The sequence below is a fragment of the Desulfonatronum thiodismutans genome (assembly GCF_000717475.1).
Classification (GTDB): domain Bacteria; phylum Desulfobacterota; class Desulfovibrionia; order Desulfovibrionales; family Desulfonatronaceae; genus Desulfonatronum; species Desulfonatronum thiodismutans.
In genome coordinates, this window is record NZ_JPIK01000004.1 from 289,314 (window position 1) to 307,018 (window position 17,705).

Genomic DNA, 17,705 nt, shown 5'->3' on the forward strand with positions numbered 1-17,705 from the left:
CAGTGTAATGTGTCCGGATTGGTTGACGGCAGCCCGTGGATCAGGGCTAGAAACCGAATGCCGACAAGGTCGGCCGGACATGCCCCCTGGCCTGGGCCAGTACGTCCATGGCCAAGGATTCCAGGTCGTCCAGCACCGGAACGGAGATTCTGTCCAGTTGTCGAAAGTCGGCGGTTTTGACGTACATCCGGCACTGATCGCAAAGATCGACCCGGAATCCGGGCAGGTCCTCCACATCGAAATAGTGCAACTTTTGCGGATCCCGCTCACCGCAGTACACGCATCCGATCCTCGCGACGCGATACGCGGTTTGACAGAAGGAACAGTGCATCTTCCGCAGCCCTTCGCGAGTTTCCAGGCTGGAAAGATACGGCAGGCTCCCACAGACCGGACAGTGGCCGTGCTCCCAAACACCGTTCAGCGGACGCGCCTCGACGATCCGGCGAGCCAAGCTTTTGATGAACGGCGTCAGTGCGCTTTGCGCAAGAAAGAACAACAACTTCGGCGTGGTCGGAGTTTTCCCGGCCCAGACGGCGAAAAAATCCTGGTCTTCATCCAGATACGCCTGAAACAGTCGCTCGACGGTGAGTTCCTCGGTCTCCAGGGCTTCCATCACCCGGTCAGCGCCGATCTCCAGCTCCGACCCCGCGGCCCGGACATCTTCCAGGATGGTCGCCAACAGTGCGCGAGCCGGTTCCAGATCCAGGGGAAAGGAGGCCCGCGGCAACAAGCTGGCGCCCTGAACATGCCGTTCAGGAGCCGTCAACTCGGGCAATCCGGACGAAGCGTCGCCTCTGGACGCCTGCTCAACCATGGCCTGGAATTGTCTCCCCCCCACTGTTTCCAAAAGGGTCAGCATGGCCGCCGGAAAATTGCCTTTCGCGCGTAACGCGCCAATCTTTCGTGAAAAACGTTGTTCTTCCTTCGCCAAGTCGGTCATGATCAGATTTTCCTCCAAGATAAATACAACATCATCATTACACTGACGAATCAGGTGGTCTCTCTTAATCAAATATGAGCTCCACCCGAAATCGATTCTCTTCCATCAAACGATCTTCCTCGAACCCATAATTGAACAGCCAAGGACAATCAATCGATAAACCGGATTTTTTCGAATGACCGGCCCATGAAAATGTGGAAAAGAAAAATACATTTTCCACCTCCAAAAAGCTTGACTTTTTCACGAACGAAAGGCAAAGACCCTTTTTGCCGCAAGCATCATTGCGGGCAGGTACCGCGAACAGGAACAGGCGCGTAGCTCAGGGGGAGAGCACTTGCTTGACACGCAAGGGGTCAGGAGTTCAAATCTCCTCGTGCCTACCATCACGCATCCACGCAGGGAGGCCCAGGCCTCCCTGCTTTATTTGAAGACCATTCGAAACCAGAACGAAATTTCCGAACGAACTCATCTCAACGTTTGAAAAAGATGTCGACTCTGACGATTTCGGGTGGTCGGGTTCCGGACAGGTCAATTCCGGGCAAGGAGTATCGGGAGTGCATATCAAAATAGGCGACCAGCAGCTGGAAATCGTCGAAAATGAGAACTGCGGTCAAATTTTGTCCCTCGCGTTGAGCAAAAAAAAGTTGAAGACCGCTGTAGGGTGCCGTAGCGCCTCGGGTCTGCTCGACGTCCACACTCCCGTCGATCCCGCCCAATGCACCAATCTTGAAGCCGTGGACATGTCCAGCCCGGAAGGCTTGGCCATGATCCGTCACAGCGCCGCCCACATCATGGCCGAGGCTGTCCAGCGCCTGTTTCCCACGGCCAAGGTGACCATCGGCCCGGACATCGAGAACGGATTCTACTACGACTTCGACTTCGAACGTCCCTTCACCCCTCAGGATCTGGAAGCCATCGAAGCCGAAATGGCCAAGAGCATCGCCCAGGACCAGCCCTTCAAACGTCGAAGCATCTCCAAACAAGACGCCCGAAATCTTTTCGAAAGCATGGGCGAGACCTATAAACTGGAGATTTTGGACGCCCTGGAAGACGGCACGGTTTCCCTGTATGAACACGGCGGTTTCACGGACCTTTGCCGGGGCCCGCACGTGCCGTCCACTGGATTCGTCAAAGCGGTCAAGCTGACCTCCGTGGCCGGGGCCTACTGGCGCGGCGACGAATCCAAGCCCATGCTTCAGCGGATCTACGGAACGGCCTTTGCCTCGGAAAAGGACCTTCAAAAACACCTGCATCGCCTGGAAGAGGCCAAGAAACGCGACCACCGCAAGCTGGGCGTTCAATTGGACCTGTTCAGCTTTTGCGAGGAAGCCGGCCCGGGCATGCCCATTTTTCATCCTAAAGGAGCGATGCTGCGCTTCCTTTTGGAACATTTCGAACGCCGGGAACACCTGCGCCGGGGCTACCAGCTGGTCCAGGGTCCGCAGATGCTGCGCCGCGAACTCTGGGAACGTTCCGGCCACTACGACAATTACCGGGAGAATATGTATTTCACGGAGATCGACGAACAGGCCTACGGCGTCAAACCCATGAACTGCCTAGCCCATATGTTGATCTACAAGTCCCAGGTTCGCAGCTACCGGGACCTGCCGCTCCGGTTTTTCGAGCTGGGCACGGTCCAGCGCCACGAGAAGTCCGGCGTGCTTCACGGCCTGCTGCGGGTTCGCCAGTTCACCCAGGACGACGCCCATATCCTCTGCCGCCCGGATCAACTCCAGGATGAAATCATCGCCATCCTGCACCTTATCCAGGATGTGATGGGGCTTTTCGGGTTTGAATACGAAGTGGCCTTGAGCACCCGCCCGGAGAAGTCCATCGGCTCGGACGCGGACTGGGAGCGGGCCACCGCGGCCCTGACCAACGCCCTGGAAACCCTGGGGCTGGAATATGCCGTCAACCCCGGCGACGGCGCCTTTTACGGACCAAAGATTGACATCAAGCTCAAGGATGCCCTAGATCGCCGCTGGCAATGCTCCACGATTCAGTGCGACTTCACCCTGCCGGAACGCTTCGACCTGTACTACACCGGTCAGGACGGCAATCGGCACCGACCGGTCATGCTCCACCGGGTGATCCTGGGAGCCCTGGAACGGTTCCTGGGGATTCTCGTTGAGCACTACGCCGGAGCGTTTCCGGTTTGGTTGGCCCCGGTCCAGGCTCGGATTCTCACGGTCACGGACGCCCAGAACCCCTGGGCCGAAGAGTGCGTCCGGCGGTTGCAAGCCGAGGGATTCCGGGTGGAAACCGATTTGCGCAATGAAAAACTGGGCTATAAGGTCCGCGAAGCCCAGATGCAAAAAATCCCGTTCATGCTCGTGATCGGCGAACGGGAGGCCCAGTCCCAAGCCGTGAACGTCCGCACCAGGACCGGTGAGAATCGCGGCGAGCAGTCTCTGGGTCAGTTCGCGGCCATGATCAGGGACGAGTCCAGTGAACCTTTCAAACGCGGAGGAATGCCCTATTACCTCGGTTAAACGTACCCGCTGCAACAAGCAGATCCGGGCTCAAGAAGTTCGAGTCATCGGGGAGGACGGCAAGCAGGTTGGAATTCTGCCTCTGGCCGAGGCTCTCCAGTACGCGGAAAGTCAGGGAGTTGACTTGGTTGAAGTTTCTCCGGAAGCTAGTCCTCCGGTCTGTCGGGTCATGGATTTCGGAAAATACAAGTACGAACTGCAAAAAAAGCAGCAGGAAGGCCGAAAAAAGCAGACCCTGATCCAGCTCAAGGAAATCAAGTTCCGCCCCAAGACGGACGATCACGACTTTGAAACCAAGCTCAAGCACATCCGCCGCTTCCTGGAGGCCGGCGACAAGTGCAAGGTCACCGTGGCCTTTCGGGGACGGGAAATGATGCACCGCGACCGCGGTGAAATGGTGTTGAAGCGGGTCTTGGAAGAACTGGGCGAAGAGGCCAAGATCGACCAACAGCCGTCCATGGAAGGACGTACCATGAATATGGTGCTCAGTGCCGTGGAAAAGAAAAAGTAGCTGTTCAGCACATTCAGGGTAGAGCCACATTCCGAGGCTGGATTCCCGCCTTCGCGGGAATGACGTGTTTTCCGTGGTGCCTGCGAATCAATAAGACCCGCAAGGGCGGACGCGTTGTCGCTATCCAGCGCAGTTCATGCTCGGATGAGCTGAAGTAGTTATAGAAAAAAATCGGAACGCCGTGGAAAGTCACGGCTGACGATATATATTTGTCCATTCAGTCCGTAAGGAGAAGAACGACCATGCCGAAAATGAAGACTCGGAAAAGCGCCGCCAAGCGGTTCAAGTTGACCGGCTCCGGAAAAATCAAGCGCCGCAAGGCCTTCATGAGCCATATTCTGACCAAGAAAAGTCCGAAACGAAAACGACAGTTAGGCAAGGACACCATCCTCGCGCCGGCCAATGTGAAGTCCGTGCGCAAGATGATCCCTTTTGCGAAATAGGGTTTGGATTTATCAATGATTCTCCGGCCTGTGGTTAAGATTTTCAAACACGGGCCGGTTGCCTTTCACCAACGAGGAGGTTGAGTCCATGCGTGTAAAACGCGGCTTGGCGGCCCACCGCCGGCACAAAAAATATCTGGATATGGCCAAGGGCTATCGCGGCGCCCGCAGCAGACTGTACCGCACCGCTCGCGTCACGGTGGAGCGCGCCCTGGCGTACGCCTATCGCGACCGCAAGGTTCGCAAGCGCGAATTTCGCGCCCTGTGGATCATGCGCATCAACGCCGCGGCCCGGGTCCACGGTCTGTCCTACAGTAAATTCATGCACGGCCTGTCCCAGGCAGGCATCGAACTGAACCGCAAGGTTCTGGCCGATCTGGCTGTTCGGGAAAAGGAACACTTCGGCAAGCTGGCCGAAATGGCCAAAGCCAAACTGGCCTGATCATGATCGATTCGCACACGGAACGCTCCAGCGATCTGGCCGAGCAGTTGGACGAGCTGGCTCAGGCCCTGGACCTTGGATTGGCTTCGGCCGACACTGCCGCTGAAGTCGAATCCATCCGCGTGGCTTACCTGGGTCGCAAGGGACGCTTGGCCGGGTTGATGTCCGGCCTGGCCAAGACGCCCCCGGATCAGCGCCCGGCCTTGGGCCAAAAGGCCAATCAGGTCAAGGCTCGGCTCCAGGAACGAATGGAAGCCCGCTTGCGGGAATTGGAGCGGCGCAAGGAGCACGAGCTCCTGGCCCGCTTCGACCCGTCGCTACCCGGGCGCTCTCAATGGCTGGGCAGCCTCCACCCGGTGACCCTGGTCACCGAGGAAATTTGCCAGGCCTTCGTCTCACTGGGGTTCGAGGTTGTGGAAGGCCCGGAACTGGAAACGGACTTCTATAATTTCGAAGCCTTGAACCTGCCCCCGGACCACCCGGCCCGGGACATGCAGGACACGTTCTATATCGGGGAAAACACCCTGTTGCGGACGCACACTTCGCCTTTGCAGGTCCGCACCATGCAGCGCAAAACCCCACCTCTGGCCGCCATTGCGCCGGGCAAGGTCTACCGCCGGGACTCCGACCTGACGCACACCCCGATGTTTCACCAGATCGAAGGCTTTCTCGTGGACAAGGACGTGAGCATGGCCGACCTGCGCGGCACCTTGACCGCCTTCGTGCATCAAATCTTCGGTCCGGACACCGTTGTCCGCTTCCGTCCCAGTTTTTTTCCTTTCACCGAACCCAGCGCGGAAGTGGACATTTCCTGCATGCTCTGCAGCGGCCGGGGCGTCTGCGCCGGTAAGACCTGCCGGGTCTGCAAGCAGACCGGCTGGCTGGAAATCCTGGGATGCGGCATGATCGATCCGGCGGTCTTTACGGCAGTGGAGTACGACCCCGAAGTGTACACCGGCTTCGCCTTCGGACTGGGCGTGGAGCGGGTAGCCATGCTCAAATACGGCATCGGCGACCTGCGCATGTTCTTCGAAAACGACGTCCGGTTCGTCTCCCAATTCGGCTGATCCGGCCAATCTTTCCGGCCAGTCTTTATGAGGCGTGAAGACCCGTCCGCGTCTTCTTTGCTCGGAAATCACCCTTCCGCCCCAGGATCACGTCACACCGTCTTCGGCCCTCCTGAATACTGAATTCCGACTTCTGAATTCTCTCCTTCGAGGTTTCCCATGCTTTTAAGTTTGAACTGGCTGCGCGAGTTCACGCCATATGAAGGTACGGCCGAACAATTGGCCGACCGCCTGACAATGCTTGGTCTGGAAGTGGAAGAGATCATCCGCCCCTTCGCCCATTTAGCCAACGTAGTCGTAGGTAGAGTGCTTGAGTGCGACCGTCACCCGCGATCGGACCGGCTCAGCCTGTGCAAGGTGGACATCGGCCAGGTCAAAACGTTGCCCATTGTTTGCGGCGCGCCAAACGTGGCCCGGGGGCAACTCGTGGCCGTGGCCAAGCCCGGCGCGATCCTTCCGGACGGCAAGGAAATCGTCGATACCGAGATCCGCGGAGAGACCTCCCAGGGCATGATCTGTTCAGAGATCGAACTGGGGCTGGGTGACGAAAGCGATGGAATCATGGTTTTGGAAGGCCACTTCAACCTGGGACACAGCCTGCTACGTGTTCTGGACCTGAAGGACGAAGTCCTGAACATCTCCATCACGCCGAACCGCGGCGACTGTCTCAGCGTGCTCGGTCTGGCCCGAGAGGTAGCCGCGGAATTCAACCTTCCCCTGAACCTGCCGACAACGCGGTTGACCGAGGAAGGCTCGGAGTGCTCCGAGGCCGTGTCCATCGTCATCGACGAACCCGACCTTTGCCCCTTGTACCAAGCCCGGGTCATCCAGGGCATCCGCATCGCCTCCAGCCCGACGTGGTTGAAGCGTCGACTGCTGGCCGTGGGGCAGCGGCCCATCAACAACGTGGTGGACGTGACCAACTATATTCTCATGGAGTGGGGCCAGCCCCTGCACGCCTTTGATCTGGCCAAACTGGCCGGCCCGGCCATCCGGGTTGCCCGGGCCGAAAAAGGCCAAAGCTTTACCACTCTGGACGGACGAGAACGCACCCTGCTGGCCTCCGATCTGCTGATCAACGACGCGGAAAAAGCCGTGGCCCTGGCCGGGGTCATGGGCGGGGCCAACTCCGAAGTCACGGAGGCGACCACGGACATTCTTCTGGAATGCGCGGTCTTCAATCCCATTTCCATCCGCAAGACCTCGCGCCGCCTGGGCCTGTCCAGCGAATCATCCTACCGCTTCGAGCGCGGGGTGGACCAGCCCGGCTCGGCTTTGGCCCTGGACCGGGCCATGACCTTGATCCGGGAAACCGCCGGCGGTACGGTCCTGCGCGGGGTGGCCAAAAGCGAGCCTTGGCCCTGGCAGGCCCCTTCCATCTCCTTTCGCCCCCAGCGGGCCGCGAAACTGCTTGGCCTGGCCCTGGACGACGCCTTCTGCAAAACCACGCTGCAAGCCCTGGGCTGCACCGTGGCCGACGACGACCAGCCCATCTGGCACGTCACCCCGCCCGGCTCTCGCCGGGATCTGGAGCGGGAAGCGGACCTGATCGAGGAAGTCGGCCGTTGCTACGGACTGGACCGCATCCCGGCGGTTCTGCCCCGGGCGGCCAAGTCCTTGGACCAACTGGCTTCCTTAGCTCCGAAGACCGACTTTCGCCGCCGGATCAAGCTCTGGGGGCAGGGCCTTGGGTTGACCGAGGTGGTCAACTACAGCTTCGTCTCCACCCAGGAGCTGACCTTGATGGGGCTGATGGGCGACTTGGCCGATGCCGTGACGACCATCGCCCTGCGCAATCCGCTCTCCGAAGATCAAAACGTCCTGCGGCCCATGCTCGCCCCCGGCCTTCTGCAAAGCGTTCGACACAACCTGACCCAGGGCAACACCACTTTGCGGCTTTTCGAAACTTCCGTGGTCTTCCAGCCCGATTCCGGCTCCGAAACCGGGGCACGGGAACCCTCCCGGCTAGGCTTGGCCCTGACCGGACAGCGCCACCCCGAAGGCTGGCCCCATCCTACGGAGTCCGTGGTTAATTCCGTGGACATCTTCGACCTCAAAGGCATGGTGGAGCACCTCTTGCGCCATTTGCGCCTGCCCGCCTCCACCTTCCGGACTTTGCCCGACCATTCCATCTGCCTGCCCTGCGCCGAAATTCTCCTGGACGGCGCGTCCTGCGGCTGGCTGGGTCAGGTCCGCGCGGAAATCGCCGAATCCTGTCACGCCCGGCGGGAACTGTTCCTGGCGGAAATCGACCTGGACCTGCTCCAGCGTCGCTGGGCCGAGTCGGTCCAAAGCTTCACCACCTTGCCGACCTTTCCCCCGGTCCGCCGGGACATGACCGTGATCAGCTCCTTAAACGTCACCTGCGCCGCGATTCTGGAGGCCATTCAGTCCTCTGAAATCGAACTGCTCCAGGATGTAATCCTGGCGGACCGCTTCCTTCCGAAAACCGAACCGGAAACCGATGAGGTCCGCCACACCCTGCGCCTGACCTACCGCCACCCGGAACGCAGCCTGACCAACGAGGAAATCGACCAGATCCACCAAGGGCTCTGTTCCCGACTCCAGGAGCGACTGCCGGTCCGATTTTCCTGAGAGAGAAGGAGGAAGAGAGCAATTCTCTCTTCTCCTGTCTGGCTCTTTCTCCGTTTTCTTGCTACAGGCTGAGCCAGTGAGCACCCCGTAATCGGAATCTCCCGCAATCTACATCCAGCGGACCAGCCATGCCCAGCACCCAACGGATGTTTCCTGAAATTTCCCCGGGCCCGAAGCGCCTGCGTATCGGCGAGGCGGCTCGAGAGCTCGGCCTTGAGCCGTACGTGTTGCGCTATTGGGAAACGGAATTTCCCCAGTTGGCCCCTTTACGTACCGAGAAAGGCCAACGGCTCTACACCCAGAACGACATGGCCATGTTGCGCAGGATTCAAAAGCTGCTCCACGAAGATGGTCTGACCATCGACGGCGCCAGACGCCGGTTGACGGAAAGCGCCCAGGTTCATGAGTTGACCAGCGGGATCATCCAGGAACTGCGGGACATTCGGACCATGTTGTCCGCACCCGCGAGACCCGGCGCTCGCCGCCGCCCATGACACCAATCATGACCCAATCGTGACACTGACGAGGAGACGACCATGCCTGGCATATTTCTGCGCTGGCTGATGCTGACCGTGGCGATTCTGGCAGCGGCCTACCTGGTTGAGGGAATTCAAACGGCGGGCTTTCTCTCCGCCCTGGCCACCGCCGCCGTACTCGGCATCCTCAACGCCGTCCTGCGCCCGATCCTGATCATCCTGACCCTGCCCGCGACCATCCTGACCATGGGCCTGTTTCTGTTCGTGATCAACGCCCTGCTCTTGATGATGGTCTCCGGCGTGGTCGGCTCCTTTCACGTGACCGGATTCGGCTCCGCCCTGCTCGGCTCGCTGATCATCAGCCTCGTGGGCTGGCTGCTCAATTCCTTCATCAGTGATCGCGGCCGAGTGGAACGCGTGAAACGCGTGGAACACATTGAAATGCGCCGCGGCAACGGACGCTGGGAACCATGACCCGAACCACGTTGCCCCAGCTTCTTTTTGCATCCGCCCCATGACTCTGGACAACCAGAACCTTTGAACCGAGAACCATTGAACCGTGAACCGAAATATTCTGGAGCATCCCCATGAGCGACTATTTGACCAAATTCTGGAGCAAACGCCTGCATAAAGCCCAGGAAGGGCTGGAAAACAACAATTTCGAGACATATCTGGTGGACGGCCTGACCCAGGCCCGAGAGACCGTCCTGAACGTGATTCTCCCGGCGGTGAACCCCGGACTGGTGGCCTGGGGCGGATCGGCAACTCTTTCCGCTTCCGGCATCACGGACGCCCTGAAGCAGCGCAAGGGACTGAAGGTGCTGGACGTCCACGATCCCTCCCTGAGCAGAGACCAAAAGCAGGAACTCCGCCGTCAGGCCCTGCTTTGCGACCTGTACTTCACCGGGACCAACGCCCTGACAGAGAGCGGTCAGCTGATCAACCTGGACATGTACGGCAACAGAGTCGGAGCGCTGACCTTCGGACCCCGGCATGTGGTGGTGCTGGTGGGACGCAACAAGCTCTGCGTGGACGTGGAAGAAGCTATGCTTCGGGTCAAGGGGTTCGTCGCCCCGGCCAATGCCGCCCGCCTGAAGATGAAGACACCCTGCGTCAAAACTGGCTTTTGCGAGGACTGCAAAAGCCCGGAACGAATCTGCAACACCTGGACGATCACTGAAAAGTCCTTCCCCAAGGGACGGATCAAGCTCGTTCTGGTCAACGAGGATCTCGGGTTGTAGCCATCGCCACCCCTCCCCAGGGGGGCTGCGGGAAAAGGCAATCCGGTTAGTCTCCGAATAGCTTGAGGATCTTTTCCCGCAATTGTTCCTGGGTGAACGGCTTGACGATGAAGCTGTTCACCCCGGCGGTTTTGGCGATGCGCGCCTGGGACTTCGAGGATTCCGTGCTGGCCATCAGGATCGGCAAGGAGGCCAGCCCCGGCATGGCCCGCAGCCTGGTGGTCAGTTCGATTCCGTCCATCACCGGCATGTTCATGTCCACCACCACCAGATCGAATCCCTCCCCGCTCTCCACCATATCCAGAGCCACGCGACCGTTCTCCGCGGTTTGGACGTCATATCCGGCGAAAGAGCCAAACTGGGCGTAAAAGGAGCGCATGGCCTCGGAGTCGTCCACGGCCAACATCCGCTTGCGCTGCCAGGACTCCTCGTCCGTGACGCCGGCCTGACGCAGCGTTTCCGCTTCCTGGACCATCCCCCGCTCTTCCAGGCGTTCAGCCAGGGCTCCCCTGGTCTTTGCTTCCGCCTCCACGGCGGCCGTCTCCAGCACCAACGGGCCGCAGCCCGGCAGACCGGCCAAGGCGGAGAAGAGATTCCCCGCACCCGAGGCCACCACGGCCTTCAATACGGCCCGAACCGCTTCCGGCGACTCGTCCAACCGGGCTTCGACCTCCCTGGCAGCCCCTTCGGCCACCACTTCGACACTCAACGCATCCAGCCCCCGGGCAATGGCCAACAGCAGCAAGGAGTCGGTTTCCTTCCACAAGGCACTCTGGAGAAAAACGATGCTCTTCATGCCCGGAATCCGCCCCAAAGCCTCGTACCCGGCGAACCGTTCGTTAACGGTTCCCAACCGTCCGGACTCCAAGGCATCGATCACGTCGTTCGCGGATTGTCTGGATCCGATGAAGCCCAAAGCATTGGCCAGGAGAATCTTTTCATCCGTATCCTCCGTCCGCCCCAGCAATGCCCGCAAAAAAGGAAGGGCTTGCTCCGCCTTGCCCACGAGTCCTTGCAGGATCAGACGGCGAGCCGTGGGGTTGCCGTGGTGAATTTTGGAGGTCAGGTACGTCAAGGCCGGATCCGTGCCCAAGGCGAACAACGCGTCAATGGCCGCCCAAGTGGTGGCCAGACATTCAACCGACGACTCCGGGGCTTCATTAGCGTCGACCACGGCCTCCAGATGCGCTTGGCAAGCCTGATCTCCAAGGACTCCGAGATTCGTGATGCAGGCGCAGACGATGAAATCATCCTCTTGATCAAGACATTCCCGAAACAACGGCACCGCCGCCGGATCGCCGATCCGCCCCAGGGCGATCAGACAGTCGTGCAACGCTTCCTGGTCCTCCCGCCACGTCCGAGCCAATTCCATCAACGGGGCCGTCGCCTCGGCCAACCGGGCCTCTCCGGCCAGGACCGCGCAAAACCTTGCCAGGTCGCGACTTTGAGCCGCGAGACCGTTCAGAAGCACCGCCGGATGCCGCAACAGTAATTCCCGCAACACCTTACGCAGCATGGTATCTACTGCCCGGTCCCCCACGGGCGTGACGAACAGATCGCTCAACTGAGCAATCGCCGCGCCGTCCGCTTTAGCCTGTATCTCCTCAAGCAGGGCGATCTGCTCCATAAAATCCAGGTTTCGAAAATCGTCCAAGCTGCTCATGCCTGCTCCTTCTTCCAACTGTGCTCTCAACGCATGGTTGACCGTCGAGATCGATCATGGCCATGTACCGGACAAACTCCATCAAGGCGTCCAGCCAAGCCGATGTCTACCAGCATAAAAAGCGAAACACCAGATGTTGCTCTTGAAATACCGGGAGAAACGACCCCACTGAGGGTTTCTCGGTCAGAGATGTAGAGGGAGAGAAGGCGAACACTCCGTCTGAAGTAAACAACATCGATATCAAGTCATTTTGAATGATTTCAGAATGTTTTCTTTACTCCCGAAAATTGGTAGAGACGACGTCGCGAATCAATTGTTTCAGATAGAGCGACCACCATCTAAAGTAACCGTCTCGACCAACAATAACCGGCACCAGCCGACATCTCTCGTCATTCGGAGATCATGCCGTGCGAATCGATCTAAAAGCCAACTGGGGACCGCTTCCTTTTTTTGTCGGCAGACAGCCCATTTTTGATCAGTCCCGAAATATCTGGGGCTACCAGTTTTTCCATCGGGCTACCGCCGCATCGGTGGCCGCCAGCTTTGAGGACGGCAGTGAGGCCACCCTGGAGATCATTCGCAACATCGCGATGAACCCACTGCTCGATCCCCATGGCCAGACCAAAAACATGATTGCTTTCACCAGGGAGAACGTGGTCCGGAGCGCCCCCTTCGCCATGCCTCCGGGAAAAACCGTGGTCAAATATCTCGGCCCCCGGGCCGAACCTTCCATCCACGAACGGCTCCAGGAACTACGCGAAGCCGGTTATCCGCTGGCCTGGGAGGACGACGCCGAAGCCGCCGTGCCGGTAGTATCAGGGATCGACATTTTGATCCTGGACGCCATGACCGCTCCGGAACATCGGATTTCCGATGCTATCCTGGCCGCCCAAGCCGCGAACGTTCTCGTCATGGCCAAGCGGGTCGAGACCCACGCGGTCTTCGAGCAATTGAAGCATCACGGCGTGAACTTATTTCAGGGCTTCTTTTTCCAGAAGCCGGAAACCCTGCACGGCCCTCGCCTGACCTCCCATCACGCCTTGCGATTCAAACTCCTCGCGATCCTCAACGAGGACCAGCCCAATCCGGACAAGTTGGCCGATGTTCTGGAAAAGGACGTCGCCCTCAGTTATCGACTGTTGCGGTATGTCAACTCCGCCCGGTTCAGCCCGGTGACAAAAATCACTTCCATCCGCAGGGCCCTGTCCTTCATCGGCCTGAAACACGTCCGCCACATGCTGGAAGTCATTTTGGTCAAGGAAACCACCTTGCCCGGCAAACCCCACGAACTTCCCTTTTCCGCCGCCCTGCGCGGCAAGTTCCTGCAATCCGCGGCCTCCGGCAGTCCTCTTGAAAACGTCACCTCGGAGTCCCTCTTTTTGCTGGGTCTGCTCTCTCTGCTGGAAGCCTTGCTGGACCTGCCCATGCCGGACATTCTGCGCAACCTCCCCCTGGAAGAGGATTTCAAGGCCGGCCTGTGCCGACAAGAGGGAAGCCCGTATCTGCCCTGGATGAAACTGGCCGACGCCTTTGAACGCTCGGACTGGGACGTAGCGGACGCCTGTATTAATGAACTCGGCCTGGATCCGCTCAGAGTGGCCTCCAGTTACGCCGAAGCCGCGGACTGGACCCAGACGTTTTTCCAACATGCCTACTGACCGCCAACTATCTCCCATCCCATGCCGGACACGTCACAAACCGTGGTCGTGGCCAACAACAGTCAGGCCAGCGGGAACTGTTCGAATTCTTGCGCGGGAACAGCTCACGAACCGAGGATTCGACAATGCGGAGAGGACTTTTGATCAGCGCATGCCTCGGGTGGTGCTCTCCAGGTATCGCTCGTGGGTCCAAGCGGCCAGGGCTTTGACCATTCGACGCTCCACCGTCCGCCAAACCAATTTTCCGCTTTTTTCCTTGATGCCCTCGGCCGTCAGTTCAAAGCCGCTGACGATGTCCTTGGAAGCATGGTCAACTTGGTTGTAACAGACTCGCCCCTTGAACCAGAGCGTCATGTTGCAGCCTTTATTGGGATCATACAAAACCAGCCAGATCACCACCTCAGAGAGGCCTGCCCAAGCCTCTATCACGTCCTTCAATCCGGAATACTGGAGCTTCACTTTCATCCCTCCGGCCGAGAGGTCGAGGAGTTGGACCTGTTTTTCCTGGAGATGGTCGTTGTTGATCATCGGCGGGTTCAGCTTGACCTTGTTCGTCTCCGGGCACTTGACCATGAAATGCCCTTTGGGCCAGAGAGAGAAGCCCAAGACATGTTCCGACCTGGGGAAAATACGCATGCTTGATCGGCGCTGTCCCAGGGAAAGAGCCTCGGGAGCCCGCAGAACGCAGACGTATCCTCCGGGCTGCTTGGTCAGGGAAATGACGGGGGAAGTAAAATTGTAGTAAAATTCGCAGGCCCTGGCCCTGTCGTTTAACTGAAAGTAGCAGGCGACCTCGTTGCGCAGCCAGTTGGCCATGGTCAGTCCGCCAAGGGAGGCCAATTCCAGATTGATATTATTCTTAGTCAAGGAGGTAATCATTCCTGCGACGGACTTGGGTGAACGGCTCAGAAGCGCCGGGACCACGATCAGCTTGGCCCGCTCCGCTATGGCCTGCTCCAGAAGTTCGCCTGACTCAGCCGCGGCTACGGTTGTACAGATGTCCATCAGATAAGTGGCTCCTGGCGTCGCGGTTAAAAGAAGCAGTCTGAAATAATTGTTTGGTTACACCATATGCCAAAAAATCGTCAATCAAACCATTTCATTATTGTCATGCCAACTGACTTTACGTCAAGCCCGTTCCCCAGGTCGAACGTATTGCATCGGCGACAGTGCGCGAACAAAAAAAAGGAATCGTCCTGCTGAAAATCGACATTCACGAATTGTCGACCAGGCGCTTTCAATGTACACCATGACGGCAACGCAATCCGGGCCGGTCACCGAATCCGCGACCCTGAAGAGAACACCTCCCCGGGAGCGAAAAAAATGTAACCGAAACCAGCACGGCGATCCGCGCTCCGACAAGAGCATGCCCAGCGCGATCGATCCATGTGATTACGAAGGAATACCCGGTAATGCGCCCATCCCCACCACCACCTCCATCCGTACAATCCTGCTTTTTCGCCCGCCACCCGATATTCGACCGGAACATGAAATTGTGGGGCTACCAACTGTTGTACAGGGACTGCGAACAGGCCGAGTCCGCGCGATTTGAGGACCAAGACCAAGCCACGGCGCAAGTCGTCCTGGAGGCGGCGGCATCCCCGAGTCTGGGCTTGGCCCGCGACACATACCTGCTGATGGAGTTTTCAACCACGGCCCTGGTCCACGAGGTCCCCTACGCCCTGCCGCCGCACAATACGATCATCAAACTGACCCCCAACCTTTGCCGGGATGGGGATCTGCTTGGCATAATAACCGAACTGCGCGCGGCGGGTTACCGGCTGGCCCTGGACGGTCCGCTGGAGTCTTGTCGGCATGTCCTGGGCGAGGCGGATTACCTTATTGTGGACGCCCTGACCGAATCCTCGGAGGCGTTCACCCAGGCCATGAACGCCGCGACCCGAACCGGCATTCCGGTCCTGGCCAAGCGGATCGAAACGCCGGAAGCCTTTGCCGAGGCCAAACGGCTGGGGGCGGAATTCTTCCTGGGCTTTTTCTTCCAGAAGCCCGAGGTCATTGCCTCGAAAAAGCTTTCCTCCACCCAGGTCGCCCGACTAAAACTACTGAAGATGTTGGACAACCGGAATGAAGGCTGGGATGTCATCGCCAAGACCCTCCAAAACGACGTCTCCTTGACATATCGGCTGTTCAAATTCCTCAATTCTCCCTTTTTCGGAGTGATCCAGCCCATCACCACGGTGCAGCGGGCCGTCGCCTACCTGGGCGCGAAACAAGCCAGAACATGGTTACGCATGGTCATTCTCACGGATCTTTCTCCTCCGGAAAAAACCTCCCAACTCCCTTTGCTCTCGGCCCAACGGGCGCGATTTCTGGAACTCCTGGGTTCAGGCCGTCCGGACGTGGCCACCGACGAGCTGTTCCTGCTGGGCCTGTTTTCTCTGTTGGACGCCATGTTCGACATGTCCATGCCGGACTTAGTGGACTTTCTGCCATTGACCGACGCCCTCAAGGCGACCCTCTGCGGCCGTCCAAGCCTCTTTTCGCCCTGGCTGGAACTGACCGCCCAGTTTGAACAGGGCCAATGGGACCGCGTGGACGTCCTGGCGGCTCAACTGGACCTGAATTCGATCCAGGTCGGCACCTGCTACGCCCAAGCCATGACCTGGTCCGAAGAATTTTTCCGGGTGGCCGGGTGACTTCCTGACATTCACCACGCAAACTCGAAACTGATCAACGAGCCTCCCCATGACTGACCAGCCCTCGATTTCCTTCGACCTATCCGTGCTTTGCGTCGAGGACGAGCCCGTCACCCTGGAATTTCTGAAAGAAATGCTTCGCCCTCACGTCCGCCAAGTTCTCTGCGCCAAGGACGGCCACGAAGGCTTTTTCGAGTTTGCCCGCAGCCGCCCGGACATCGTGCTCACGGACATGGAAATGCCCCGCATGGATGGTCTGGAAATGAGCCAAGCCATCCGCTCCCTGTCTCCCATCACCCAGATCGTCCTGATCACCGGCCTGGAGGATCCACGCATCCTGAAGCGTGGCATCCAGCTCAAAGCAGACGGCTTTCTCTCCAAGCCCATATCCATTCAGGACTTGCTAGGAACTTTGGAACGCTGCAACGAGACGATCCGCTTCCAGCGTGAAGCCATGACCCAGCGCAAGTTGCGCGAACTGATCCTGAACTGCCTGCCTTACCCACTGGTGCTGCTGAACACCGCCACCTACCAGGTCCTGTTCGCCAACTCCGAAGCTCAGCTCATGGACATCACGCCCAACGAGCCGGTCAGCGGCCCATTTTTTCCAGAACCGGTACGCCGCGAAATTCATGAATCCATGTCTTTCGCCCAAAAACTGGAAAACACCGGCACCCCGCTCCAAATCGAGGCCGCCGGAAAGACCTGGGAGATTTCCATATCTCCAGTGGCAGCGGACACCTCGCTCTACGTGGCCGTGGACATAACGGCCCGCCAACACCTGGAATCCCTCAAAGCCGATGTGGAGCGAATCATCAGGCATGACCTTAAATCGCCCTTGGGAGCGATCATCGGCCTTCCGGACATGCTCCTTTATCAGTCCGGACTATCGGAGACCATGATCGAATCACTGACCCTGATCCGCGACGCCGGCCACAACATGCTCAACCAGATCAACCTGTCCCTTGATCTGTTCAAGATGGAGCAGGACAGCTACAAGCTAAATCCCGAGCCAGTGGAAATCATGGCCCTGATGCGGGAGGCACTCCCCCAAATCGGCCAATTCGTCAGAATGATGCAACTGCGGGTGGAAATAAAAATCAATGGATGCAAGGCGACCTCGGACGAACAATTTTTTGTGTTCGGCGAAAAACTGCTCTGCCTGTCCATGCTCTCCAACCTGCTCAAGAACGCGGCGGAGGCCTCGCCCAAGGGCGGTACGATCACCATCGGCCTAAAGACGGCTCAGAATGGCGCGAAAATCACCATCCACAACCAAGGCGCGATTCCGGCGGTCATCCGCAACCGGCTTTTCGAGAAATACGTCACGGCGGGCAAACGCCATGGCACCGGCCTGGGGGCATACTCCGCGGCCCTGATCGCCAAGACCCTAGGGGGGGAAATTTCCGCGACCTCGTCCGAGGATGCCGGAACAACGATCAGCATCGTGTTGCCCAGCCCTCCGGCAACGGCACGGGAAGAGCTGGACAGATCAGTTTTTTAAGCGGGCTCCAAAAAAT

At 58.8% G+C, this 17,705-nt stretch carries 15 protein-coding genes and 1 tRNA gene; 13 read left to right on the plus strand and 3 right to left on the minus strand.

The window, feature by feature from the left end; all coding sequences use genetic code 11:
* Window positions 1-46 precede the first annotated feature (46 nt).
* The gene (locus GY33_RS0101920) at window positions 47-940 is read right to left on the minus strand and encodes a formate dehydrogenase accessory protein FdhE (protein WP_031385713.1); all 894 of its coding nucleotides are present in this window, start codon (window positions 938-940) and stop codon (window positions 47-49) included.
* 308 nt (window positions 941-1,248) lie between these two features.
* Between GY33_RS0101920 and GY33_RS0101930 the strand changes: the two genes are divergently transcribed.
* The 10 genes from GY33_RS0101930 to GY33_RS0101975 all read left to right on the plus strand — a co-directional run bounded on the left by GY33_RS0101930 (window position 1,249) and on the right by GY33_RS0101975 (window position 10,207).
* Window positions 1,249-1,323 (plus strand) — tRNA-Val (locus tag GY33_RS0101930).
* Window positions 1,324-1,494: 171 nt separating this feature from the next.
* Complete coding sequence (gene thrS, locus GY33_RS0101935; protein ID WP_031385715.1) at window positions 1,495-3,432, plus strand: threonine--tRNA ligase; 1,938 nt, start codon at window positions 1,495-1,497, stop codon at window positions 3,430-3,432.
* Complete coding sequence (infC, locus tag GY33_RS0101940; protein WP_235185433.1) at window positions 3,389-3,943, plus strand: translation initiation factor IF-3; 555 nt, start codon at window positions 3,389-3,391, stop codon at window positions 3,941-3,943. The genes thrS and infC overlap by 44 nt, the downstream gene beginning before the upstream one ends.
* Before the next feature lie 242 nt (window positions 3,944-4,185).
* Window positions 4,186-4,386, plus strand: coding sequence for a 50S ribosomal protein L35 (gene rpmI, locus GY33_RS0101945; protein ID WP_028572048.1), 201 nt, complete (start codon window positions 4,186-4,188; stop codon window positions 4,384-4,386).
* A gap of 88 nt (window positions 4,387-4,474) precedes the next feature.
* A complete protein-coding gene (rplT, locus tag GY33_RS0101950) occupies window positions 4,475-4,828 on the plus strand; it encodes a 50S ribosomal protein L20 (RefSeq protein WP_031385717.1) in 354 nt (117 codons plus the stop codon).
* Between the two features lie 2 nt (window positions 4,829-4,830).
* Window positions 4,831-5,895, plus strand: coding sequence for a phenylalanine--tRNA ligase subunit alpha (pheS, locus tag GY33_RS0101955; RefSeq protein WP_031385718.1), 1,065 nt, complete (start codon window positions 4,831-4,833; stop codon window positions 5,893-5,895).
* A 159-nt stretch (window positions 5,896-6,054) separates the two neighbouring features.
* The gene (gene pheT / locus GY33_RS0101960) at window positions 6,055-8,490 is read left to right on the plus strand and encodes a phenylalanine--tRNA ligase subunit beta (RefSeq protein ID WP_031385719.1); all 2,436 of its coding nucleotides are present in this window, start codon (window positions 6,055-6,057) and stop codon (window positions 8,488-8,490) included.
* 128 nt (window positions 8,491-8,618) lie between these two features.
* Window positions 8,619-8,984, plus strand: a complete 366-nt coding sequence (locus tag GY33_RS0101965) for a MerR family transcriptional regulator (RefSeq protein WP_235185434.1) — start codon at window positions 8,619-8,621, stop codon at window positions 8,982-8,984.
* A 42-nt stretch (window positions 8,985-9,026) separates the two neighbouring features.
* Window positions 9,027-9,440: a phage holin family protein gene (locus GY33_RS0101970; RefSeq protein WP_031385721.1), complete on the plus strand. Its 414-nt coding sequence runs from the start codon at window positions 9,027-9,029 to the stop codon at window positions 9,438-9,440.
* Window positions 9,441-9,553: 113 nt separating this feature from the next.
* Window positions 9,554-10,207 (plus strand): lactate utilization protein, encoded by a 654-nt coding sequence (locus tag GY33_RS0101975; RefSeq protein ID WP_031385722.1) that lies wholly within the window; start codon window positions 9,554-9,556, stop codon window positions 10,205-10,207.
* A 46-nt stretch (window positions 10,208-10,253) separates the two neighbouring features.
* Here the strand turns inward: GY33_RS0101975 and GY33_RS0101980 are convergent, their stop codons facing one another.
* The gene (locus tag GY33_RS0101980) at window positions 10,254-11,870 is read right to left on the minus strand and encodes a response regulator (RefSeq protein ID WP_031385723.1); all 1,617 of its coding nucleotides are present in this window, start codon (window positions 11,868-11,870) and stop codon (window positions 10,254-10,256) included.
* A 407-nt stretch (window positions 11,871-12,277) separates the two neighbouring features.
* Here GY33_RS0101980 and GY33_RS0101985 point away from each other — a divergent pair, with 407 nt between their 5' ends.
* Window positions 12,278-13,528 carry an EAL and HDOD domain-containing protein gene (locus tag GY33_RS0101985; RefSeq protein WP_031385724.1) on the plus strand — a complete coding sequence of 417 codons (1,251 nt, stop codon included), beginning with the start codon at window positions 12,278-12,280 and terminating at the stop codon, window positions 13,526-13,528.
* 144 nt (window positions 13,529-13,672) lie between these two features.
* Here the strand turns inward: GY33_RS0101985 and GY33_RS0101990 are convergent, their stop codons facing one another.
* Complete coding sequence (locus GY33_RS0101990; RefSeq protein WP_031385725.1) at window positions 13,673-14,533, minus strand: PilZ domain-containing protein; 861 nt, start codon at window positions 14,531-14,533, stop codon at window positions 13,673-13,675.
* 407 nt (window positions 14,534-14,940) lie between these two features.
* Here GY33_RS0101990 and GY33_RS0101995 point away from each other — a divergent pair, with 407 nt between their 5' ends.
* Window positions 14,941-16,185 carry an EAL and HDOD domain-containing protein gene (locus tag GY33_RS0101995; RefSeq protein WP_152555030.1) on the plus strand — a complete coding sequence of 415 codons (1,245 nt, stop codon included), beginning with the start codon at window positions 14,941-14,943 and terminating at the stop codon, window positions 16,183-16,185.
* Between the two features lie 49 nt (window positions 16,186-16,234).
* The gene (locus GY33_RS19565) at window positions 16,235-17,689 is read left to right on the plus strand and encodes a response regulator (protein ID WP_051822195.1); all 1,455 of its coding nucleotides are present in this window, start codon (window positions 16,235-16,237) and stop codon (window positions 17,687-17,689) included.
* The last annotated feature ends 16 nt before the right edge of the window (window positions 17,690-17,705 follow it).